Genomic DNA, 18,781 nt, shown 5'->3' with positions numbered 1-18,781 from the left:
GACGAAAGCGTCCGAAGGAGATCAGTTGCCGCCGGAGCGGCCGTGGGCCAGGCCAGTGGGGAATCCGACGAGGACCGGCTGGGGTGTTCCGCAGCAGCCGCCGGAGGTTTCGGCCACAAAACCTCCGGGCGTGGCCGCGGGGATGTCGCAACTGGTGCCGATATCGGAGGAGCAGACACCGGTTTCGGGCAGCTCGAGCTGGACGGTGTCGGCCGCCTGCCGGTCCCCTGCCAAGGCCGCGGCGACGGAACGTACTTGCTCATAGCCGGTGGCCAGCAGGAAGGTCGGGGCCCGGCCGTAGGACTTCATGCCGACAATGTAGAAATCGGCCTCCGGGTGGGCCAGCATCCGGGCGCCATGGGGTTCGACTGTGCCGCAGGAGTGGAACTCGGGGTCGATCAGCGGGCCGAGCTCACGCGGGGCTTCCACGCCGGGGTCGAGTTCCAGCCGGAGCTCACGGAGGATGCCCAGGTCCGGGCGGAAGCCGGTGGCGGGAACCACGATGTCGGCGTCGAGGGTGCGGCCGTCCGTTGAGGTCAGGGTGACGGCGCCGTCGGCTGCTGTGAGGTATGCGATCCCGAACCCGGTGTGGAGTTCCACGGCGCCGGAGTCGACGAGGCCGCGGAGCCGGCTGCCGAGCTGGCCGCGGGCGGCAAGGCCGTCAGCGTCGCCGCCGCCGTAGACCTTGGCAGCGGAGGAGCCGCGGATGGCCCACACGATTTTCGTCCCGGGCACCTGGGCCGCGAGCTCGGAGAGATTGATCAGGGTGTTGGCGGCCGAGTGGCCGGCGCCGACGACGACGGCGGTGCGCGCGGCAAAGGCTCCCCGGTCACGGCCCAGCACGTCAGGCAGCGGAGAGGAGATACGGGCAGCCGCGTCAGCCTCGCCGGGGGCGGGCAGTCCGGAGGTGCCGAGCGGGTTGCGGGTGGACCAGGTGCCGGAGGCGTCGATGACGGCAGCAGCCCGGTAGTCGCGGACTTCGCCGTCGGCGTGTTCCACCCGGACCACGAAAGGTGTGGTGTCGCGGTCACGGCTGTGGGTTTTGTCCATGCCGTGCCGGGTCACTGCCACGACGCGGGCGCCGGCGTGCAGGCGGGACGCGATGGCGGGAAGTTCAGCCAAGGGAGTGAGGTAGTGGTCGATGAGTTCACCGCCGGTAGGCAGTGCCGTCGGCTCCGGGGCTTCCCAGCCTGACCGGGCGAGCAGGCGGACGGCTGCTGCATCGGTGTTGTACTGCCATGGTGAGAACAGCCGGATGTGGCGCCACTGCTCGATGGCGGAGGCAGGGGTTGCGCCCGCCTCAAGGATCAGCGGCTCCAGGCCGCGTTCTATCAGGTGTGCTGCCGCGGCAAGGCCGATGGGCCCGGCTCCAACGACAGCTACGGGAAGGGTGGTTGTTACATCCATGGTGTCCTCTGATTCATCCGGCGGGGTGGCGGTTCGGTGCGGGGGCTTGCCGGTCCTTGTGGGACCGGCAGGCGGCGGAGGGACTGTGAACTACTAGGCGTGGGTTGGTTCTTCGACCAGGGCGGTCGCGATGCTGTCCGCATCATCCAGTGCGGCGAGGTAGCGTTCGGCGTCGAGGGCGGCGGCGCACCCGGTGCCTGCAGCGGTGATTGCCTGGCGGTAGCGGTGGTCCACGGCGTCCCCGCAGGCGAAGACGCCGGAGAGGTTGGTGACCGTGGTGGGCGAGTCCACCTTGATATAGCCCTCGGCATCCAGGTCGACCTGGCCCTCGACGAGTTCGGTGCGCGGCACGTGTCCGATCGCCACGAAGATGCCCGTTGCGGGCTGTTCGCGGGTTTCTCCGGTCCGCGTGTCGGTCAGGGTGACGCCGGTGACCTTGGGATCGCCGTGGATGGCGGTGACTGCGGAGTTCCAGGCGAAACTGATCTTCGGGTTGTCCTTGGCGCGCTGCGCCATGATGCGGGAGGCGCGGAGTTCGCCCTTGCGGACCACCACGGTGACGGTCCGCGCGAAGCGGGTCAGGAAGGTGGCTTCCTCCATGGCGGAGTCCCCGCCGCCGACAACGATGATGTCCTGGTCGCGGAAGAAGAAGCCATCGCAGGTGGCGCACCAGGAGACACCGTGGCCACTGAGCTTTTTCTCCTCGGGCAGGCCCAGCTCTTTGTAGGCGGAGCCGGTGGCGAGGATGACGGCGGGTGCCTCGTGGATGTCTCCGGTGCCGGTGACCACGCGCTTGAGGTGTCCGGTCAGCACCACTTCCGTGACGTCGTCGAACACCACCTGCGCGCCGAACCGCTGCGCCTGCTCCTGGAGTCCGTCCATCAGCTCGGGACCCTGGACGCCCGCGGGGAAACCCGGGAAGTTCTCCACTTCGGTGGTGTTCATCAGGGCGCCGCCGGCCGTTACCGAGCCGGCCAGGACCAGGGGCTTCAGGCCGGCGCGCGCGGCGTAGATCGCAGCCGTGTAGCCGGCGGGGCCGGATCCGATGATGATCAGCTGTTCGGTGCTCACTTCGGTACTCACGGAAGGTCTCCTAGGTTTCTGGCGGTTACTTGGCGGCGGGGGTAAGGGAAGCGATGAGGTCCTCGATGCGGGCCTTGATGTCGTCCCGGATGGGGCGGACGGCGTCCACGCCCTGGCCGGCCGGATCTTCGAGTTCCCAGTCTTCATAGCGCTTGCCGGGGAAGATCGGGCAGGTGTCGCCGCAGCCCATGGTGATGACGACGTCGGATTCCTTGACGGCCTCGGTGGTGAGGACCTTGGGGATTTCGGCGGACATGTCGATGCCGAGTTCGGCCATGGCCGCCACGGCGGCCGGGTTGACCTTGTCCGCGGGCTGGGAGCCGGCGGAGCGGACCTCGATGGCGCCCTTGGACAGGGTGGTGAGGAAGGCTGCGGCCATCTGGGAGCGGCCGGCGTTGTGGACGCAGACGAACAGGACGGAGGGTTTCTTGGCGGTTTCGGTGCTCATCGGGGTTCTCCTGAAGGTTCTTGGGGTCAGATGGAAAGGGGGCTGGTGATGAAGTGGCGTTTCCGGGCCCAGAGGGCCACGTAAACCAGTGCAACAAGGACGGGGACTTCGATCAAGGGTCCGACGACGCCGGCCAGCGCCTGCCCCGACGTGACACCGAAAGTGCCGATCGCCACTGCGATGGCGAGCTCGAAGTTGTTGCCCGCGGCAGTGAAGGCCAGTGTGGTGGTTTTGGCGTAGCCCAGGTCCAGCCACCTTCCGATCAGCATGCCGGCGCCGAAGACCACCAGGAAGTAGACCAGCAGGGGCAGGGCGATCCGGACGACGTCCAGCGGGCGGGAGGTGATGGTCCCGCCCTGCAGGGCGAAGAGCAGCGTGATGGTGAACAGCAGCCCGTACAGCGCCCACGGTCCGAGCTTCGGCAGGAAGGTTCCTTCGTACCAGGCGCGGCCTTTGGCCTTTTCGCCGATTGTGCGGGTGAGGAAGCCGGCCAGCAGCGGGATCCCCAGGAAGACCAGGACGGAAGCGGTGATGGCCCAGAAGGAGAAGTCCGCGCTGGTGGTGGGCAGGCCCAGCCAGCCCGGCAGCAACTGCAGGTAGAACCAGCCCAGCGCGCCGAACGCGATGACCTGGAAGACGGAATTGATGGCCACCAGCACGGCGGCGGCTTCGCGGTCCCCGCAGGCGAGGTCGTTCCAGATCATCACCATGGCGATGCAGCGGGCCAGGCCCACGATGATCAGGCCGGTACGGTAGTCGGGCAGATCCGGGATGAAGATCCAGGCCAGGGCAAACATGAACGCCGGGGCGAGAAGCCAGTTCAGCACCAGCGAGGTGATCATCAGCTTCCGGTCACCGACCACGCGGTGCGCCTGGTCGTAGCGGACTTTCGCGAGCACCGGGTACATCATCACCAGCAGCCCGATGGCGATCGGCAGCGAAACTTCGCCCACCTTGACTGCTTCAAGTGCAGTGTTCAGGCCGGGAACGAAACTGCCGAGGAACAGGCCCAGGACCATGGCAGCGATGATCCACACCGGCAGGAACCGGTCCAGGGTGGAGAGTTTGCCAACGACGGCAGCCTCGCCTTCACGAGTGGGCGAAGAGACGGTCTGGGTGCTCACGGGACTCCTGTGCTGCGTTTATGGGGCTCTACGAAAGATTGATGGTTGTCGATATGAAGTATTCCCAACTATATCGATGAATGTCAATCTGTGTGCATAATAGACCCATGAATTCTCTGCAAACTGTTGAGCCGGCCCTCGACGAGGCCTGCTGCGCGCCGTCCGGTCGGCCCGTCCTCAGCGCTGAGGATGCACGGCGCAAGGCCCTCGTGTTCAAGGCCCTCTCCGATCCCAACAGATTGCGGCTGCTGTCCATCGTCAAGAGTGGCGGGTCCGGGGAGGCCTGCGTCTGCGATCTCACCGAACCCCTGGACCTGGGGCAGCCCACCGTGTCGCATCACCTTAAGATCCTGGTCGATGCCGGCCTGCTGCACCGGGAAAAGCGCGGCACCTGGGCCTACTACTCCATCGTTCCCGGCGCCATGGAGCAGACGGCCGGCCTCCTGGCGTCCCTGTGACCCACAGTCCGGCGCCGGGTGCCACTGTCCGGGCGAAGGCCGCCACAAGGACTGCAACCAGGGAGAACACTTATGGATAACGAGACCACCGCCACCGAGGACCGGCTGCGCGCGATGCTGGAGAACGTCAGGACGGCCACCGCCAACACCCGCCAGGCGATGGACTCACCGGGCGACGAGAACTGGGTGCAGGATGGCGAGTCCGATGCCGAATACCTGCGGGGCATCCAACGGGACACGATCGCCAGGCTTGAGGCCACCGCCCGGGACATCGAAGCACTGCTGGCCCAGCGCCTGGACGGCTAGCCAGCAGCGTCTTCGGGCCCCGCCGCGCAAGCGTCTTCGGGCCCCGCCTCAGGCCGGCAGGGAGCTGAGGACGGTCAAGGCAGACAGCTTCTCCTCGCCGATGGGTTCCTCGGGCAGCAACGGAATGAGCGCTACCCGGTCCGTCAGGGTGTGCACCTTTGTGATTTGTTCAATTTCGCTCGCGGCGCGGGCCCGCAGGAACGGCGTCTGCGGGTGCGCGGCTGCGATCGAGTTGTTGATCACCCAGGCCCATGGATGAATTCCGGCCCGTTCCAGGTCACTCTTCAACTCCTCGGCTTCCAGTACCGGCGTTGTTTCGGCCAGGGTAACGAGGACAACCTTGGTCTGGGCCGGGTCCTGCAGCCGCATGAGGGGCGTCACGAATCCCATGGTGTCGCCGACCTGGCGGGCAATCTCCCGGTGGTACGAACCGGTGGCGTCCAAGAGCAGCAGGGTGTGTCCGGTGGGTGCCGTGTCGATCACCACGAAGTGTCGGCGGGACTCTTGGACCACCCTGGAGAACTGCCTGAACACAGCCACCTCGTCCGTGCACGGGGACATCAGGTCCTCGGCCAGCGCGGCGCGTCCGTCATCGTCCAGGTTCCGGCCCTTGGTCTCCATCACATGGATGCGATATTCCTGGATGGCCGCTTCCGGATCGATGCGGGAAACCTTCAAGCCCGGGATGGAACCATGGAGCGTCTCCGTCAGGTGGGCCGCGGGATCGGTCGTGGTGAGGTGGACCGCATGCCCGCGTTTGGCCAGGGCGACCGCAATAGCAGCAGCGACAGTGGTCTTCCCGACTCCGCCCTTGCCCATGCACATCACGAGGCCGTGCCCGTCGAGCTCGACTTCGTTCACCAGGGCAGCCAGCGGGGCATCCTCAATCTCGGGAACCAGCGCGGCGTCGTCAGTGATGGGGGCGCCGGAAGTAGGCGCGAACAGGGATTCAAGGGCCGGAATGCCGACCATGTTGCCCGGCTTCAGGTCCAGGACATCGCGGGGCAGGCCGGCGACCGCATCGGGAATGGCCTCCATGGCAGCAGCCTCCCGGGCGCGCAGGGCCTGCGCCAGGGCCTCCTCCCCTGCCGCGTCGGGCAGGACGCCGTTGACGACGACGTAACCGCTGCCGATCCCGATCTGGTTGAGCTCCAGATACGTCCGCTCGATCTCGCCCAGCGACGATGTTTGCGCACGGCTGACCAGCACAAGCCGGGTCTTCGCCGGGTCCGTGAGGGCCTGGACCGCCTTTGCATATACCTGCTTGTGCTTCTCAAGTCCTGACAGGGGTCCGAGGCAGGACGGGTCCCCCTTGCCTGCCGCCAGGAAATCCGTCCACGAGCCAGGCAGCTGTAACAGCCGGATCGTGTGGCCCGTCGGGGCGGTATCGAAAACGATGTGGTCATACTCCCTGTACGAGCTGTCGTCGGCGAGCAGGTTCGTGAATTCGTCGAACGAGGCGATCTCCGTGGTGCAGGAACCTGAGAGACTCTCCGCGATGCCAGCCAATTCAGTCTCGGGCAGCAGTCCGCGGACGGGGGCTATGATCCGTTCCCGGTAGGCTTCGACGGCCTGTTCAGGGTCTATTTCCAGCGCAGAGAGACCTGGTACATCCTGGATGGCAGTGACGGTGTTCCCGATGGTCACGCCGAAGACCTGTCCCACATTGGACGCGGGGTCGGTGCTGACCAGCAAGACCTTCCGGCCGGCCCTGGCAAGGGTGAGCGCTGTTGCACACGCCACGGAGGTCTTGCCCACACCGCCCTTCCCGGTGAAAAACAGGAAGCGGGGTGCGTTCTGGAGAAACTTCACCCGCCCAGCATATCGACGATGGTCGATGGACGTAAGGGCGGCCACCTCCTGGCAACAAAAAACCTCCGGCCTCCTGTCACCAGGAAGCCGGAGGTTTTCCACTCTTCGCTAAAAGAGTGGGCCCTGTGGGGATCGAACCCACGACCCACGGATTAAAAGTCCGATGCTCTACCAACTGAGCTAAAGGCCCCAGCTGACTGCCGTGATTATGCGCAAATGCGTACGTCAGCGAACTATCAGCCCAGTCCATTTCTGGACGTTAAATACTGTACCCCACGCAGGGGGCAGCTTTGACACAACGGCGCGCGTCGCCGTCGTGCGTCAACGGTGAGAACCGAACATCAACAATGGCCGCAAAGGCGTCCCCAATACTCCTTAAGCAGCCCGGCGGCAAGCTCGATAACAGAACAGCACAGGAGTAGCGTGGGGGCATGAGCGAGCAAGCTGGATCCAAGCCCTACGGCGGTGCAAACCGGCATCACAAGCCCAAGCCTTTTGCGCCCATCGACTTTGAGCCGTTCGCGGGCGGCGCAGACCCTGCCCGGGTCTCCGAGGCTGCGCACCTTGCCGCCCAGGCGCTGGTGCGCCACGGCCGCGACAGCGACGATCCCAAGGTGACCAAGCGCCTGGTCAAGCTGGCGGACGAGCAAGGCCTGGAAGCCATTGCCGAAATGTGGGCGGAAAGCCCGGCAAGGTCACTGCCCGGCGCGCTCTGGCGGCTCTACGCGCTGCGGGCCGCCACCATCCAGGACCCGGAGCGGATCTCCGTGTACTTCAAGGCCGGCAAGGACACGGCGCAGGTTTCCAATGTGGTGGCCGGCGCTGCCGAACCGCCGGGGGCGGACGAAATGAAGACAATGGCGGATGCCATCCTTTCCGGAGCGTTCGACGGCGAGTTCGACGTCGCGCTGGAACGCTCCGCCGCGTTCTGCCGGGTGGTTGCCCTGGGCCAGGCCACCCTGGCCGACGGCGCCGAGCACAGCAACGAGAACCACGCCAGCAAGCTGACCCGCAATTCCCACCTCCTGGTGAAGACCGCCGAGGACCTGGAGCACGCGGCAAACGCCTGGCGGCTGGGCGAACTGGACTGAGGCGAACCGGACCGGGGCGCGCCGGTCTGGGGTGAACCGGGCCGGGGCGCGCCGCGAGGCATCCGTGCGGCAGCGCCCGCTGCGCAACTCCGCCACTGTTACGCACGGAGGGGCCCGGCTGTCAATGTTGACTTGGTTCAGCCAAAGTAGAAAACTGAAACCGGTGCCGAACCGCGAAACCCCCGGGCTTCAACATTTAGCCGCCTAGAGCGGCCTACCGCCGAGAGGCGTATCCGGTTCGGCACCACTTTTATGCCCGCGTGGATCTGCCGGTAAAGTAATCCCCATGTGCGGGTCAACGTCAAGTCACATGGCCCGCGGGCCACATTCCCTGCCGCTCCCTGCCTTCACCGGAACCCGAAGGTGAAGCTCCGCCTCTTTCCGCAGGAGCCCGCAGGGCTGCACCTGCTCTCGCAGATGGCCCGCCAGATCGTCCTCGCCACCGCGACGCTGGCCGAAATCCTCGGCGTCCCGGCCACCGAGCACAACCGCCTGGTCGAAGACATGCACGATCACGAAGCCAAATCCGCGGAACTGCACTTCGCGCTGCTCACCCACATGCGCACCAGCTTCGTGAATCCGCTCCCCCGCGAGGACATGTACGCCCTCTCCCGCTACCTCAACGAGGCCATGGAGAAGCTGGACGCCGCTGCGGAACTGGTGGCCCTGTACAAGCTCGAACGCCTCCCCAGGCGCGCGGCGGACCAACTCGAGATCATCAGCCGGCAGGCCGAGCTCACCGTGGATGCCATGCGGCAGCTCAACAACCTGGACGACCTCGAGGATTACTGGATCGAGATCCTCCGCCTGGCCAAGCGGGCGGAACGGACCCACCGGGTGTGGGTTGCGGACATGATCAAGGACATGAAATGGGCCCAATACGCCCGGAACCGGGACATTGCCAACCAGCTGGTGGAAGTCACCAAGGACATGCGGCGGATCGCCACCCAGGTAGGCAGCATCATCGTCAAGGAATCCTGACGTGACCCTGTTCTTCTTCACCGTGGTGGTGCTGTTTGCCGCCGCATTCGCGTTCCTGAACGGTTTCAGGGACGCGTCAACGTCCGTGGCCCTGGCCGTACGGACCCGGGCGCTGACCCCCACGGTGGCCGTCCTGCTTGCCGCCCTCTTCAACTTCGTCGGCGCGGGACTCAGCGGGCTCCTGGCGCTGCAAGTGAGCAGAACCTGGATCTCGCTGCCGCCAGGGGAAAACGGCCTGACCATCCTCATTGCCGGCCTGCTCAGCGCCGTGGCCTGGGGCATTTACACCTGGTGGCGCGGTATTCCCTCCTCGTCCACGCACGCACTGGTAGGTGGGCTGGCCGGCGCAGGCCTGGCCAGCGTGCTGGTGGGCGGCAATGCCGTGGACGGGGTGAACAACTCTCTCTTGTTCCAGGTAGTCCTGCCCCTTTTGGTGTCCCCGGTCATAGCGTTTGTGGGCGCATACCTGTTGGTGTGGCCGGCCACGTGGGCGGCCCGCTACACGCCGCCCAGCGTAGTCAACAGCCGGTCGCGCCGCGCCCAGGCCATTGCTGCCGGAGCAGTGGCCTTCGGCCACGGCCTCCAGGACGGACAACGGACCGGGGCGGTGCTGCTTCTGGCGCTCCTCGCCGCCGGGCTGTCCGACGGCGGCGGCATTCCCGGCTGGGTGCCGTTGCTTACCGCGGCAATGCTGGCGGCCGGAACCCTGGCCGGAGGCTGGCGCATTTCCTACACCATCGGCTACAAGCTCACCCGGATCGATCCGCTCCGGGGCTTCGTGGCCCAGCTGTACAGCTCCGTGATCCTGCTGCTCGGGGCCATCGGGCTGCAGTGGCCCATTTCCACTACGCACACAGTGACGGCCGCCGTGCTGGGTGCCGGGAGTAACCAGGGGTTCCCGGTGACCAACCGCAAACTGGTCCTCCGGATCCTGGCGTTTTGGGTCCTCACACCCGTGCTGACGGCGGCTGCCGCCTTCGTGCTGGAGCTTTCGCTCTCACCCCTGACGGAGCTTTAGGTTTCGCTTATCCGAAGCGGCCGGAGACGTAGTCCTCCGTGGCCTTCTGGGTGGGGTTGCTGAAGATGGTGTGGGTGTCTCCCACCTCGATCAGCTTGCCCGGCTTGCCGGTTCCCGCGATGTTGAAGAACGCGGTCCGGTCCGAGACGCGCGCGGCCTGCTGCATGTTGTGCGTGACGATGACCACCGTGTACTGGTCTTTAAGGTCGTTGATGAGGTCCTCAATGGCCAGCGTGGAAATGGGGTCCAGGGCGGAGCAGGGCTCGTCCATCAGGATGACCTGCGGTTCCACGGCAATGGCGCGCGCAATGCACAGGCGCTGCTGCTGGCCGCCGGAAAGGCCCGACCCCGGCTTCGCCAGGCGGTCCTTCACCTCGTTCCACAGGTTGGCACCCTGCAGGGAGCGCTCCACGAGGGCGTCGGCCTCGCCCTTGGAGATCTTCTGGTTGTTCAGCTTCACCCCGGCCAGGACGTTGTCCCGGATGGACATGGTGGGGAACGGGTTGGGCCGCTGGAACACCATGCCGATCTGCGAGCGGACGGTCACGGGGTCCACGCCCGGTCCGTAGAGGTTGTCTCCGTCCAGCAGCACTTCGCCTTCAACCCGGGCGCCCGGAATCACTTCGTGCATGCGGTTCAGCGTCCGCAGGAACGTGGACTTGCCACAGCCGGACGGGCCGATGAATGCCGTGACGGACTTGGCTTCGATGTTGATGTTGACGTCCTCAACGGCCAGGAACTTGCCGTAGTAGACGTTCAAATCCTTGACGTCGATGCGCTTAGACATGGTATTCCTTCACTTGCTGGATACGAATTGAATTTTACCGGCGGAGCTAGCGGCCGGTCTTGGGTGCGAAGATCCTGGCGATGAGCCGTGCGCCGAGATTCAGGAGCATGACCAGGATGATGAGCACCAGCGCGGCGCCCCAGGCCCGCTGCGAGGACGGATCCGGGTTGGACGGCGAGGTGGGGTTCAGGATCTGCGTGTAGATGAAGGTAGGCAGCGAGGCCATCCAGCCGCCGAACACATTGTTGTTGATGGACGTGGCGAAGCCTGCGGTCACCAGGATTGGGGCGGTTTCGCCAATCACTCGGGCAATCGCCAGGGTGACGCCGGACGCAATGCCGGAGATCGCCGTCGGAATGACCACCTTGAGGATGGTGCGCCACTTGCGGACGCCCAGGGCGTACGCCGCTTCACGAAGTTCGTTGGGGACGATCTTGAGCATTTCCTCGCTGGAGCGCACCACCACCGGGATCATGAGGACGGAAAGCGCGACGGCTGCAACGGCTCCCGTCTTGGTCCCGGGCCCCACGACGGCGAAGAAGAAAGCGGCGGCGAAGAGGCCGGCAACGATTGACGGGATACCCGTCATGACGTCCACAAAGAACGTGATGGCCCGGGCCAGCGGACGGTCCTCGCCATACTCCACGAGGTAGATCGCGGTCAGCAGGCCCACCGGAACCGAGATAACCGTGGCCAGCAGGGTGATCTGGATGGTGCCCATGAGGGCGTGGTAGATGCCGCCCACTACGGGCGCACCCTCTTCAACGCTCTTATTGTCGAAGGCGCCGGTGACCCCGTTCATGGAGGTGGTGAGGAAGCCCGGGTCCAGGAGTCCGGGGAGTCCGTTCACCAGGACAGTCCAGATCACGGAGATCAGCGGCAGCAGGGCCACCAGGAAGGAACCGACCACCAGGCAGGTGGCCAGTTTGTCCTTGGCCCTGCGGCCTCCTTCAACGGCGGCACTCCAGCCCACCAGGCCGGCCGTGAACAGGATGGCGGAGACGATGCCCCAACCGAATGCGTTGAAGCCGATCACTGCCAGGATGGCGGCGCCGACCACCAGGGCAATGGCCAGGACGACGTACGGGGCGAATTTGGGCAACTGCCCTTTGGTGAGCGCGGAGCGCTTGCGGACGGGGGTGAGGGTGGAGGTCATTTAGTTGGCTCCCGAGAATTCTTTGTGCCGGCCGATGATCCAGCGGGCAATCATGTTGACGCCCAGCGTGATGACGAACAGGACCAGGCCCGCCGCGATCAACGTGCTCACCTTCAGGCCGCTGGCCTCCGGGAAGTTCAGGGCGATTTCGGCGGCGATGGTCTGGTTGCCGGACTGGATCAGGCTGGCGGTGAGGGCACCGGAGGACAGCACCAGTGCCACGGCCATGGTTTCGCCCAGGGCCCGGCCCAGGCCCAGCATCACGGCGCTGACGATGCCCGGGCGGCCAAACGGCAGGACAGCCATTTTGATCATTTCCCAGCGGGTGGCACCCAGGGCCAGGGCGGCTTCCTCGTGCAGCTTGGGGGTCTGCAGGAAGATTTCGCGGCTCAGAGAGGTGATGATGGGAAGGACCATGACAGCCAGCACGATGCCGGCGGTGAGGATGGTCTTGCCGGTGGCGGACGCGGGGCCCTGGAAGATGGGCAGCCAGCCCATGTTATTGGCCAGCCAGTCGTATGCCGGGGAGATCTCCTTGGCCAGGAAGGCGGCGCCCCAGGCGCCGTAGACCACCGACGGGATGGCAGCCAGGAGGTCGACCACGTAGCCCAGGCCGGAGGCGAGGCCGCGCGGGGCGAAGTGCGAGATGAAGAGCGCAACTCCGATGGCCACGGGAGTGGCAATGACCAGCGCAATGACGGCAGCGATCACGGTGCCGATGACGATCGGCCAGATGTAGGCGAAGAAGCCTTCGCCGCCTTGGATCTTGTCCGGCGAAGCCACGAGGGCCGGGATCGCCTGGACTACCAGGAACAGGGCCACGCCGAAGAGCACGGCAAGGATCAGGCATCCTGCGGCCAGGGCGGCTCCGGAAAAGACCTTGTCTCCGGCGCGTCCTGCGCCCCGGGACTGTGTCAGGGAGGTGGTGGTCACAAACGATCCTCTGGGTTCGAATAGAACCGACTGCCTGGTCCGGGCTGAGCCGGCAAGCAGCGGTGAAACTGGCAGTACTTCGGACAAACACCTAGGTTCCCTGCCCCGGATGGCGGTCTATGACCGCCCCATCCGGGACAGGGAACCTGGCTCAGGCTCGTGTTTCCACTATGCCTTGCTGTGCAGTGAATTCCCTAGGACTTGACCTTGATGGTCTCGATGGCCTTGGCAGCCTTCTCCTGGAGTTCCTTGGAGAGGGGAGCGGACTTCGCGGCGTCTGCTGCAGCCTGCTGGCCGGCGTCGGAAACCACGTAGTTTTCGAAGGCCTTCACCAGGTCAACGGTTTCCTGGGTGGCGTAGGTGGAGCAGACCACGTGGAAGGAGACCAGGACAACCGGGTAGGCGCCCTCGATGGTGGTCTTGCGGTCCAGCTTGATGGACAGGTCGTTGGCGGAACGGCCTTCAACGGGCTTGCCGGCGTCCACGGCCTTGGCCGCAGCCTCGGCGGAGATCTTGGTGAAGGTATCGCCCACCTTGACCTGGGCGATGCCAAGCTTGCCGCTGACGGCCGAGTCATCGGCGTAGGTTACGGCGCCCGGGGTGTCGGTGACGGTCTTGACCACGCCGGAGGTGCCCTTGGCGTTCTCGCCCTTCAGGGATGCGGGCCAGACGCCGGCAGCCTTGTCGGTCCAGACCTCAGGAGCTGCGGCGGCCAGGTAATCGGTGAAGTTGCTGGTGGTGCCGGAGTCATCGGAACGGTTGACCGGCGTGACCTTGAGGTCCGGCAGCTTGGCGTCCGGGTTCATTGCTGCGATCGCGGGATCGTTCCAGTTGGCGATTTCGCCGCGGAAGATCTTGGCCACGGTGGCGGCATCCAGCTTCAGTTCCTTGACATCCGGAATGTTGAAGGCGATGGCGATCGGGGAGATGTACACCGGAATGTTGATCGCACCCTCGGGGCCGCACTTTTCCTTGGAGCTGGCGAGCTCCTCGTCCTTGAGGTAGGCGTCGGAACCGGCGAACTGGGCCGAACCGTCGATGATGGCCTTGCGTCCGGCGCCGGAGCCATCCGGGGAGTACTGCACGTTGGCACCCTGGTTTGCGGATGCGAAGTTGGTCTTCCATACGTCCATGGCTGCACCCTGGGCGGAGGAACCGATGCCGGTCAGCGTGCCGGTGACCTTCGCTCCCGTGGCAGACGGGGCGCCGGACTGTGCCGTATTCGTGGCGTTGTCGGAACCGCAGGCGGTGAGCGCGAGTGCGCCGGCTGCGATGACAGCGATAGCCGCGTGGCGGCCGAAGCGGAGTGCCTTCACTGATGTACCCCTTCCAGGGATTTCTGATGCGTAGCGGACCGGAGACGTCCGAACATAAGAAGTTGCGTACTTTTTGTACCTTTATTGAAGTTATGGGCCCTAGGTAACGGGATATGGGGACGAAGGTGAACGGAGGGTTAACGACGGCGGGACATCCGCTTACATGTGCAGCGTCACCATTGCGCACATCACATCTCCGGTCGTAGTGCAACGCCAGTGAATAGACTGGAAAGCATGGCCATCCCAGCAGGACTTTCAGCAAGCGGGCGTTTCCTGCGCGGCCGCATCCGCACCGGCCTGGTCCGGAGCCGCAACTCGCTGATCCCCGCCGTCCAGATGACCGGGTGCGCCGTGGGGGCTTATGCCTTCGCCGAGTACGTACTGGGGCATTCGGGTCCCCTTTTCGCGGCGACGTCGTCGCTGATCGCGCTGGGCTTCTCGCGGGAGCCCCGGCTCCGCCGGGTGGTTGAGGTGGGCCTGGGCTGCACCATCGGCATTGCCGTGGGCGACCTGCTCCTGCACTGGCTGGGTGGCGACATCTGGGTGGCCGCCGTCGTGCTCCTCACCTCCATCCTGCTGGCGCGTTTCCTGGACAGCGGCAACATCTTCACCACGCAACTGGGGCTTCAGTCGCTCCTGGTGGTGCTGCTGCCGGCGCCCGCCGGGGGGCCGTTCACCCGCAGCATCGATGCGATAGTGGGTGGACTGTTCGCGCTGCTGGTCACCATCCTCATCCCCAAGGATCCCCGTCGGGAACCGCGCAAGGACGTCCGGAAACTGCTGCACGAGCTCGCCGAGGTGCTGCGCGAATGCGCCCAGGCCCTACTTGAAAGCGACTCCACCCAGGCGTGGCATGCCCTGATCCGCGGCCGAAACTGCCAGCCCCTGGTGGACGCAATGCGCCAGACCCTGCGCGCTTCCGGCGAGGTTGCCACGCTCGCACCTGCGTACCGCCGGCACCGGGATGAACTGGACCGGCTCGAGCAGTCGCTGGACTTCATCGACCTTGCGCTCCGTAACAGCCGCGTTTTTGCGCGCCGGCTGACGAGCGCCATCAACCATGCGGCGTTGTCCGACGAAGCCACGGAAAACATCGCCGAGGTGCTGCAGGAAACCGCTGCCGCCATCGACGAGCTCTCCCTGGGCCTTGCCGAAACGCACGAGGGCGCGCGGCGGGCCCATCTCCGGACGGCCCGGCAGGACCTGAGCGGGATCGCGCTGCGACTTCACCCGAAGCTGCTGGATGTCCAGCGCCTCGAGGGCGAAACGGTGGTCATGCTGTTTCGTCCGCTGATGGTGGACCTTCTCGAGGCCAGCGGAATGGACGCCCTGGAGGCCCGGGACATCCTCCCGCCGCTGTAGCAAGAGCCCGCAGGTTGAGCTCCTCGACACCAGGATCCCGACGAGCTGGCGCCGGGATGTCACTGCCCCCGGATAGTGTGGAGAAATGGCAACTAAGACTTCCCGGGCGTCCAAAGCCCCGGCCTACAAATGTGCCGAATGCGGCTGGACCACCGTCAAATGGGTGGGGCGCTGTGGCGAGTGCCAGGCGTGGGGCACCGTTGAGGAAACCGGCGCTGCCGTTGCACGCACGACGGCGGCCACCACCGTTCTGGAGCCCGCCCGCCGGATTGCCGACGTCGATGCCACCACCGCGGCGTTCCTCCCCACGGGCGTGGACGAACTGGACCGCGTGCTCGGCGGGGGGCTTGTTCCGGGCGCCGTGATCCTGCTGGCCGGCGAGCCCGGCGTGGGCAAGTCCACGCTGCTCCTGGATGTTGCCGCCAAGTTCGCCCGCACGGCGCAGGACGTCCTCTACATCACGGGCGAGGAATCCGCGGCGCAGGTCAAACTGCGGGCGGACCGGATCGACGCCGTCGCCGAATCCCTGTACCTGTCCGCCGAGACTGACCTGGGCCAGGCGCTCGGGCAAGTGGAGAAGCTCGAACCGCGGCTGCTGGTGGTGGACTCCGTCCAGACGCTCAGCAGTGCCGACGTCGAAGGCAGCGCCGGCGGCGTCTCCCAGGTGCGCGAGGTGGCCGCCTCCCTGATCGCCGCGGCCAAGCGCCGCAACATGACCACGCTTCTGGTGGGGCACGTGACCAAGGACGGCTCCATCGCCGGCCCCCGACTCCTGGAGCACCTGGTGGACGTGGTCTGCCAGTTCGAGGGCGAGCGCCACTCACGGCTCCGGCTGCTACGGGCCGTGAAAAACCGGTACGGACCCACGGACGACGTCGGCTGTTTCGACCTCAACGAGGACGGCATCGTGGGCCTCGCCGATCCCAGCGGCCTGTTCGTCTCCCGGACCAAGGAGCCTGTGTCCGGCACGTGCATCACGGTGACCCTGGAAGGCCGGCGGCCGCTGCTGGCGGAGGTGCAGTCACTCCTGGCTGAGAGCGCCAGCTCGCAGCCCCGCCGTGCCACCAGCGGCCTGGACAGCTCCCGGGTGGCCATGCTCCTTGCCGTGCTCCAGCAGCGCGCCGGCTGCCTGCTGCACAAGGATGATTCCTACGTGGCAACGGTGGGCGGCGTGAAGCTCAGCGAGCCGGCAACCGACCTTGCCGTGGCCCTGGCCGTAGCGTCGGCCAAGGCGAAGAAGCCGCTGCCCGTCCGGCTGATTGCCTTTGGCGAAGTGGGGCTGGCCGGTGAAGTCCGTCCCGTTCCGGGCATCAACCAGCGCATCCAGGAAGCCCACCGGCTGGGCTTCACGCATGCCGTGGTCCCCGCAAGCCCCAACGGCCCGGGACCGGTTCCGGCCGGTTTCTCCGTCCGGGAAGTGGGGCATCTGGCCGAAGCCCTGAGCCTGCTCATCAGCTGAACGTCAGATGGTGGACCCGCCCGGCGTGGATCAGCGACTTAGGACCCTAGTGGAGCCCGTGAACCGGGCGCACTGTTGGCATAGGAAGTGCAGGCCACGAAGGGAGCAGCCATGATGTGGGGTTACGGTCCGGACATGGGTTGGATGTGGCTGTGGGGAGTACTGATGCTGGTGGGCATAGCCCTGCTGGTGCTGGTTGCCGTGCGGTTGTTCTCCGGCGGCGGCCGCGGCGGGTTCCAAAGCGGTGGCTTCACTCATACCGGCCAGCCGGGACCGGGCGGTCCGTGGCCTGGGGCCGGCGGTCCGGGACCGGGCGGCCCCGGACAGGGACGCAGCCGGGCGCGGCAGATCCTCGACGAACGGTTCGCGAAGGGGGAACTGACCTCTGACCAGTACCGCGAGCAGGTCAGGATACTCGGCGAGGAGCACTAGTGCCTCCCGCCAGCACGCCTCCCGCGGGTCCGCAGCCGGGCCCGCAACACTCCGCCAGCCCGCCCGGCCCGAAACCCAGCCGCGAACCGACGGCTGGCCACCGTCCCGCAGCCCGCCCCATGAGCCGGCGCAGCGCCCTGCTCCTGGGCGGTCTCGGCGCGGCGGCCACCGCAGCCGGCAGCGCGGGGCTGTGGTGGTCGGCGGCTTCCCGGTCCTCATCCCGGCCGGCCCCGGTAACCGGCGCCGAACTGTCCCAGCCGTCCGAGCTGCGCAGCGCCGGCGGCCGGCTGGAGGTCCGGCTCGACGCTGCGGCGGGCCGGATTCAGCTGGCCGGGCAGCAGGCCCGGGCCATGGGTTACAACGGCGGGAGCCCCGGCCCAACCCTCCGCCTGCGGCCGGGCGACGTGCTGAGCGTCCGGCTGGCCAACAACCTTGACCAGCCAACAAACCTGCATGTCCACGGACTGCACGTCTCCCCCGAGGGCAGCGGGGACAACGTGTTCGTCGTGGTGAATGCTGGCGCCGTCCATGACTATGAGTACCGGCTGCCGGCAGACCATCCCCCGGGAGTGTACTGGTACCACCCGCACCACCACGGCATGGTGGCCGACCAGATTTTCGCCGGCCTCTTTGGCGCGATCATCGTGGAGGATCCGGAACCCGTTCCGGTCAGCACCGAACGCGTCCTGGTCATTTCCGACACCACGCTGGACGGCGGCGGGAACGTTGTCCGGGTGTCGCAGATGGAACGGATGCTGGGGAGGGAGGGCGAACTGCTCCTGGTCAATGGCCAGAGCAATCCGGAATTCACCGCTATGCCGGGTCAGCGAGAGCGGTGGCGCATCATCAACGCCTGCGTGGCCCGTTATCTCCCGCTGCGGCTTGACGGCCAGCAGCTTCAGTTACTGGGCATAGACTCGGGCCGCTACCGCACGCCGTCGCCCGTGGAGGAACTGCTCCTGGCACCAGGCAACCGGGCGGACCTGCTGGTTGCCACAGCCGCCGGCGAGTCGGTCTTGCGAGCCGCATATTACGACAGGGGCAGCATGGCCGGCATGATGGGCCAGCGCGGGCCCCGGCAGGCAATCCAACCGGGGGCGGCGGGCGCGGCGCTGGCGACGTTGCGCGTGGCCGGAAGCACCGCACCATCTCCAACGCCCCCGCCGCCACTGCCGGCAGGCAGGGACCCGGACGACCTGCGCACGGCCGCAGTGGCGGCGCGACGGCAGGTCGCGCTCTCTTCCGGTGCAGGGATGGGCATGGGCGGGGGCATGATGGGCTTCACCATCGACGGCAGGGAGTTCAGTCCGGCGCGGACGGACACCGTGGTGGCGGCGGGGAGTGTGGAGGAATGGACCCTGACCAACGCCAGCCCCATGGACCATCCGTTCCACCTGCACGTCTGGCCGATGCAGGTCATCGAGGAGGGTGGCCGCGCGCCGGACCGGCCTGAGTGGCGGGACGTAATCAACGTTCCGGCGCAGGGCCGGGTGAAGGTCCGGGTGGCTTTCAGGGACTTCTCCGGCAGGTCCGTCTACCACTGCCACATCCTCGATCATGAGGACCTCGGAATGATGGGCGCCATCGAAGTCCGGTAGCAGGAGACCC

Annotated in this window: 18 protein-coding genes and 1 tRNA gene; 9 read left to right on the top strand and 10 right to left on the bottom strand. The window is 66.4% G+C overall.

Annotated features, from left to right (window positions below; all coding sequences use genetic code 11):
* Positions 1-21: 21 nt before the first annotated feature.
* The 4 genes from ARTH_RS01115 to arsB form a co-directional block, all read right to left on the bottom strand.
* Entirely contained in the window at positions 22-1,407 is a 1,386-nt protein-coding gene (locus tag ARTH_RS01115; protein WP_011690086.1) for an FAD-dependent oxidoreductase, read from the bottom strand.
* 93 nt (positions 1,408-1,500) lie between these two features.
* Positions 1,501-2,478, bottom strand: a complete 978-nt coding sequence (gene trxB / locus ARTH_RS01110; RefSeq protein WP_043430195.1) for a thioredoxin-disulfide reductase — start codon at positions 2,476-2,478, stop codon at positions 1,501-1,503.
* A gap of 37 nt (positions 2,479-2,515) precedes the next feature.
* A complete protein-coding gene (locus ARTH_RS01105; RefSeq protein ID WP_011690084.1) occupies positions 2,516-2,938 on the bottom strand; it encodes an arsenate reductase ArsC in 423 nt (140 codons plus the stop codon).
* A 26-nt stretch (positions 2,939-2,964) separates the two neighbouring features.
* Positions 2,965-4,062 carry an ACR3 family arsenite efflux transporter gene (gene arsB / locus ARTH_RS01100; RefSeq protein ID WP_011690083.1) on the bottom strand — a complete coding sequence of 366 codons (1,098 nt, stop codon included), beginning with the start codon at positions 4,060-4,062 and terminating at the stop codon, positions 2,965-2,967.
* 107 nt (positions 4,063-4,169) lie between these two features.
* On the opposite strand from arsB, the gene ARTH_RS01095 reads away from it, so the two are divergent.
* Together ARTH_RS01095 and ARTH_RS01090 are read left to right on the top strand one after the other, a co-directional pair.
* Positions 4,170-4,520 carry an ArsR/SmtB family transcription factor gene (locus tag ARTH_RS01095; RefSeq protein WP_043429231.1) on the top strand — a complete coding sequence of 117 codons (351 nt, stop codon included), beginning with the start codon at positions 4,170-4,172 and terminating at the stop codon, positions 4,518-4,520.
* Between the two features lie 72 nt (positions 4,521-4,592).
* Positions 4,593-4,826: a CATRA conflict system CASPASE/TPR repeat-associated protein gene (locus ARTH_RS01090; protein ID WP_011690081.1), complete on the top strand. Its 234-nt coding sequence runs from the start codon at positions 4,593-4,595 to the stop codon at positions 4,824-4,826.
* A 48-nt stretch (positions 4,827-4,874) separates the two neighbouring features.
* Here ARTH_RS01090 and arsA read toward each other — a convergent pair whose 3' ends face one another.
* Positions 4,875-6,638, bottom strand: a complete 1,764-nt coding sequence (gene arsA, locus ARTH_RS01085) for an arsenical pump-driving ATPase (protein ID WP_043429230.1) — start codon at positions 6,636-6,638, stop codon at positions 4,875-4,877.
* Positions 6,639-6,755: 117 nt separating this feature from the next.
* Positions 6,756-6,828 (bottom strand) — tRNA-Lys (locus tag ARTH_RS01080).
* Positions 6,829-7,069: 241 nt separating this feature from the next.
* On the opposite strand from ARTH_RS01080, the gene ARTH_RS01075 reads away from it, so the two are divergent.
* The 3 genes from ARTH_RS01075 (at position 7,070) to ARTH_RS01065 (ending at position 9,728) form a co-directional block, all read left to right on the top strand.
* On the top strand, positions 7,070-7,729 hold the full coding sequence (locus tag ARTH_RS01075; protein WP_011690079.1) for a hypothetical protein: 660 nt from the start codon (positions 7,070-7,072) through the stop codon (positions 7,727-7,729).
* Between the two features lie 363 nt (positions 7,730-8,092).
* Positions 8,093-8,710, top strand: coding sequence for a DUF47 domain-containing protein (locus ARTH_RS01070; RefSeq protein ID WP_043429229.1), 618 nt, complete (start codon positions 8,093-8,095; stop codon positions 8,708-8,710).
* 1 nt (position 8,711) lies between these two features.
* Complete coding sequence (locus ARTH_RS01065) at positions 8,712-9,728, top strand: inorganic phosphate transporter (protein ID WP_011690077.1); 1,017 nt, start codon at positions 8,712-8,714, stop codon at positions 9,726-9,728.
* Between the two features lie 7 nt (positions 9,729-9,735).
* Here ARTH_RS01065 and pstB read toward each other — a convergent pair whose 3' ends face one another.
* The 4 genes from pstB to pstS form a co-directional block, all read right to left on the bottom strand.
* Positions 9,736-10,515, bottom strand: coding sequence for a phosphate ABC transporter ATP-binding protein PstB (gene pstB, locus ARTH_RS01060; protein WP_011690076.1), 780 nt, complete (start codon positions 10,513-10,515; stop codon positions 9,736-9,738).
* Between the two features lie 46 nt (positions 10,516-10,561).
* On the bottom strand, positions 10,562-11,671 hold the full coding sequence (gene pstA / locus ARTH_RS01055) for a phosphate ABC transporter permease PstA (RefSeq protein ID WP_011690075.1): 1,110 nt from the start codon (positions 11,669-11,671) through the stop codon (positions 10,562-10,564).
* Positions 11,672-12,604, bottom strand: coding sequence for a phosphate ABC transporter permease subunit PstC (pstC, locus tag ARTH_RS01050; protein WP_011690074.1), 933 nt, complete (start codon positions 12,602-12,604; stop codon positions 11,672-11,674).
* Between the two features lie 194 nt (positions 12,605-12,798).
* Positions 12,799-13,920: a phosphate ABC transporter substrate-binding protein PstS gene (pstS, locus tag ARTH_RS01045; RefSeq protein ID WP_011690073.1), complete on the bottom strand. Its 1,122-nt coding sequence runs from the start codon at positions 13,918-13,920 to the stop codon at positions 12,799-12,801.
* Between the two features lie 234 nt (positions 13,921-14,154).
* Here pstS and ARTH_RS01040 point away from each other — a divergent pair, with 234 nt between their 5' ends.
* The 4 genes from ARTH_RS01040 to ARTH_RS01025 all read left to right on the top strand — a co-directional run bounded on the left by ARTH_RS01040 (position 14,155) and on the right by ARTH_RS01025 (position 18,771).
* Positions 14,155-15,282, top strand: a complete 1,128-nt coding sequence (locus ARTH_RS01040; RefSeq protein WP_011690072.1) for an FUSC family protein — start codon at positions 14,155-14,157, stop codon at positions 15,280-15,282.
* An 85-nt stretch (positions 15,283-15,367) separates the two neighbouring features.
* On the top strand, positions 15,368-16,741 hold the full coding sequence (radA, locus tag ARTH_RS01035; RefSeq protein WP_011690071.1) for a DNA repair protein RadA: 1,374 nt from the start codon (positions 15,368-15,370) through the stop codon (positions 16,739-16,741).
* 111 nt (positions 16,742-16,852) lie between these two features.
* Positions 16,853-17,173, top strand: coding sequence for a membrane protein (locus ARTH_RS01030; protein WP_011690070.1), 321 nt, complete (start codon positions 16,853-16,855; stop codon positions 17,171-17,173).
* Between the two features lie 119 nt (positions 17,174-17,292).
* Positions 17,293-18,771 (top strand): multicopper oxidase family protein, encoded by a 1,479-nt coding sequence (locus tag ARTH_RS01025; protein ID WP_011690069.1) that lies wholly within the window; start codon positions 17,293-17,295, stop codon positions 18,769-18,771.
* Positions 18,772-18,781 lie beyond the last annotated feature (10 nt).

This window comes from Arthrobacter sp. FB24 (assembly GCF_000196235.1).
In the GTDB taxonomy this organism is placed as follows: Bacteria; Actinomycetota; Actinomycetes; order Actinomycetales; family Micrococcaceae; genus Arthrobacter.
This window is presented reverse-complemented; position numbering and strand designations above follow the sequence as displayed.